Below are 2,833 nucleotides of genomic sequence, written 5' to 3'. Positions count from 1 at the left end.
GCACCCGGGATAGAGGAGAGTTGATTTCCGACCTCCAGACCGGCGTCAGCCCTCCCGTGCAGCCCTGATCGCTGCTCCAGCAGCAAAGGGCGCGATTGCCACCAGCGCCAGGCTGATCGCTCCGGCAAAACCGATGCTGGCTATATCGCCGCGGGCGAGCGCACCCGCGCCGAAGATCAGGATCGGCAATGCCAAGGGGATCAGAAGCAGGCCTGAAAGCGCTGCACCGGCACGAAGGCTGGCGGTGAGCGCTGCGATCATCAGCCCGATAGCTGCCAGCCCCGGCGTGCCTGCCAGCAGCCCGATCAGCAGCAAGCGCAGCGTCTCGCCTTCAAGATTGAGCAGCGCAGCGGCGGGGAAGGTCGCCAGCACCAGCAGCGGCCCGAAGCTGAGCCAGTGTGCCAGCAGCCGCACCGCCATCGCCAGCTCTTCGCTCAGCCCGCGAAGCTTGAGCTGGTCGAACACGCCCAGAGTAATGTCTCCCAACACCAGCCGGTCAAGCGGCAGGATTGCAGCGAGCAGCGCGGCGATCCACACCACTCCCCCGCCGGTGCGGGCAAGGAGCTGCGGGTCGGGGCCCACGGCGAAGGGATAGAGCATCGCCACCGCCAGGAAGAACAGCAGCGGCAGTGAGGCGCCGCCGCTTCCCGCAAAGGGGAAGAAATGCGCCAGGTCGCGGCGGAGCAGCGTCCAGATCATGCCGCGTACTCCGCCAATGCAAATACAGCGAGGCGCTCTACGCCGACCGGCTGGTGCGAGGCGATCGCGACGATTCCACCCTTGGCCGAGTGTTCGGCGATCAATTCGCCGACCAGAATCTGCGAATGGTCGTCTAGCCCGCTCAGCGGCTCGTCGAGCAGCCAGATCGGTGCTTGCTGGCCCATCAGGCGGGCGAGCGCGGCGCGTTTGCGCTGCCCGGTCGAGAGATAGCGCACCGGTATCTCGAGCAGGTCCGAAAGCCCCAGCTTCGCGATAGGGCCGGAGAGGTCGTCGCAGCCGTCGACACGTTGCCAGAAGCGGAGCGAGCCGCCCAGCGGCAGTTCGGGATCGAGGGCAGGGCGTTCGTCAAGCAGGCCGATCGCGCCTTCGCGCTCAACCCTTCCGGCAAATGGCGTGAGCAGACCCGCCAGAATCCGCAACAGGCTCGACTTGCCGATCCCGTTCGCGCCGGTCACATGCAGCACCTCGCCCGGCTCAAGCGCGAGCGACAGCCCGCGGAACAGCACGCGGTCGCCCCTTCGGCAGGCGAGATCGGTTGCAGAGAGGCGTGTGTGCCCAAGAGCTTGCATGGCGGGGAGCGTTAGGCGAAAGGTGGATCGCTCACAAGGAGATGCGAATGTCCGTGCCCGAACTGACCGATGCCGAACGCGATGCGCTGCTCGCCGCGCATCCCGAATGGTCGCTTTCGCGCGAAGGCAAGGCGATCGAGCGGCATTTCAAATTCGCCAATTTCAGCGAGGCCTGGGGCTTCATGAATCGCGTCGCGCTGCTGGCCGAGCAGCAGGACCATCACCCCGAATGGTTCAACGTCTACAACCGCGTCGAAATCACGCTGACCACGCATGACGCGAACGGATTGTCCGCGCGCGATGAAGCAATGGCCAGCGCGATCGACGCGCTGGTCTGATTCGGGCCTCTTGAAATTCGGCTCCGGCTCGACGCCACTCAGGGACCTATTGCCCCAGCGGCTTGAAGGTGCCGCGTGCCTGCTTGCGCGCCTTGCCAGGCATCCAGCGCTTGGCGAAGTTGAGCTTCTTCGCAGTCTTGCCGACCAGGTAATGCAGGTCGTCGCCATGCACGGCCTTCCACACCGCTTCGGCGACTTCGACGGCAGGCGTGATTTCCAGCCCGGCGCCAGTCACGCGGTCGCGGATCAGTTCGTTCGAATTGCGGCTGCCGGTGCCGTCCAGCAGAGGCGTGTCGATGAATGACGGGCAGATCGATGCGACCTTGATCCCGTCAACTGCCCATTCCGCATCGAGGCTTTCGGCAATGCCGCGCACGCCGAACTTGGTTGCGCAATAGACCGACATGCTGGCCGAACCCATGATCCCGGCGGCGCTGGCGGTGTTGATCAGCGCGGAGCCAGGCGCGGTCTTCTTGAGGTAGGGATAGGCAGCCTGCGCGCCATAGAGTACGCCCCTGAGGTTGACGTCGAGGCAGCGGTCGATCTCGTCCTTGGCCATGGTGGCGAGTTCGCCCCCCGAACCGATTCCGGCATTGTTGAAGACCACGTCGATGCGCCCGCCAGCGGCGGTGGAGAAGGCTTCTAGCGCCACGTCCCATGCCGCGCGGTCGCGCACATCCAGCTTGTGCGAATAGGCAAAACCGCCGGGCAGCAGGCCTTCGGTATCCTGCATGCCCAGTTCGTTGACATCAGCCAGGCCGACGAACCAGCCGCGCTCGGCAAAATAGATCGCAACCGCGCGTCCGATCCCCGAACCGCCACCCGTGATGAAAATCGCCCTGCGTTCGCTCATTGATGTATCTCTCCCAAACAGTATCGCAGCGGGGGTTAGCCCGCCGCGCATCGCTTGTCAGCTATTAACACCAATGTCAGCTGACGAGAGATTCCTCGAGACCGAGCACATATTCTGCCCCCTCAACCACCTCCGCGCTTGACGGGTCGAGCACGTCTCCCAGTCCCTCGGCACGGCCGCCAAGGCATTCCGCGAGGAAGTTTTCGGCCAGCGCGAAGAACGCGATGTTGTTGGCCGGCTTGGCAAAGCCATGTCCTTCGTCCGGATAGAGGACGTAGGTGACGGGAATGCCTGCCTGCTTCATGGCGCCGACAATCTGGTCGCTTTCCGATTGCTTGACGCGCGGATCGTTC

Annotated in this window: 5 protein-coding genes; 1 reads left to right on the top strand and 4 read right to left on the bottom strand. The window is 64.5% G+C overall.

All coding sequences use genetic code 11. From position 1 onward, the window contains the following. Window positions 1-45: 45 nt before the first annotated feature. Together ACQY6C_RS13355 and ccmA are read right to left on the bottom strand one after the other, a co-directional pair. On the bottom strand, window positions 46-699 hold the full coding sequence (locus tag ACQY6C_RS13355) for a heme exporter protein CcmB (RefSeq protein WP_427969530.1): 654 nt from the start codon (window positions 697-699) through the stop codon (window positions 46-48). Further along, window positions 696-1,289, bottom strand: a complete 594-nt coding sequence (gene ccmA, locus ACQY6C_RS13350; protein ID WP_427969528.1) for a heme ABC exporter ATP-binding protein CcmA — start codon at window positions 1,287-1,289, stop codon at window positions 696-698. The genes ACQY6C_RS13355 and ccmA overlap by 4 nt, the downstream gene beginning before the upstream one ends. A gap of 47 nt (window positions 1,290-1,336) precedes the next feature. On the opposite strand from ccmA, the gene ACQY6C_RS13345 reads away from it, so the two are divergent. Then, window positions 1,337-1,627, top strand: a complete 291-nt coding sequence (locus ACQY6C_RS13345) for a 4a-hydroxytetrahydrobiopterin dehydratase (RefSeq protein WP_427969526.1) — start codon at window positions 1,337-1,339, stop codon at window positions 1,625-1,627. Window positions 1,628-1,673: 46 nt separating this feature from the next. On the opposite strand, the gene ACQY6C_RS13340 is transcribed toward ACQY6C_RS13345, so the two are convergent. Both ACQY6C_RS13340 and ACQY6C_RS13335 read right to left on the bottom strand, forming a co-directional pair. Continuing rightward, the gene (locus ACQY6C_RS13340; RefSeq protein ID WP_427969525.1) at window positions 1,674-2,480 is read right to left on the bottom strand and encodes an SDR family oxidoreductase; all 807 of its coding nucleotides are present in this window, start codon (window positions 2,478-2,480) and stop codon (window positions 1,674-1,676) included. A 76-nt stretch (window positions 2,481-2,556) separates the two neighbouring features. Beyond that, window positions 2,557-2,833, bottom strand: a 277-nt coding sequence (locus ACQY6C_RS13335) for an alpha/beta hydrolase family protein (RefSeq protein WP_427969523.1), incomplete at its 5' end; no start/stop codon positions are given.

This window comes from Altererythrobacter sp. (assembly GCF_050299635.1).
Lineage (GTDB): Bacteria > Pseudomonadota > Alphaproteobacteria > Sphingomonadales > Sphingomonadaceae > Erythrobacter.
This window is presented reverse-complemented; position numbering and strand designations above follow the sequence as displayed.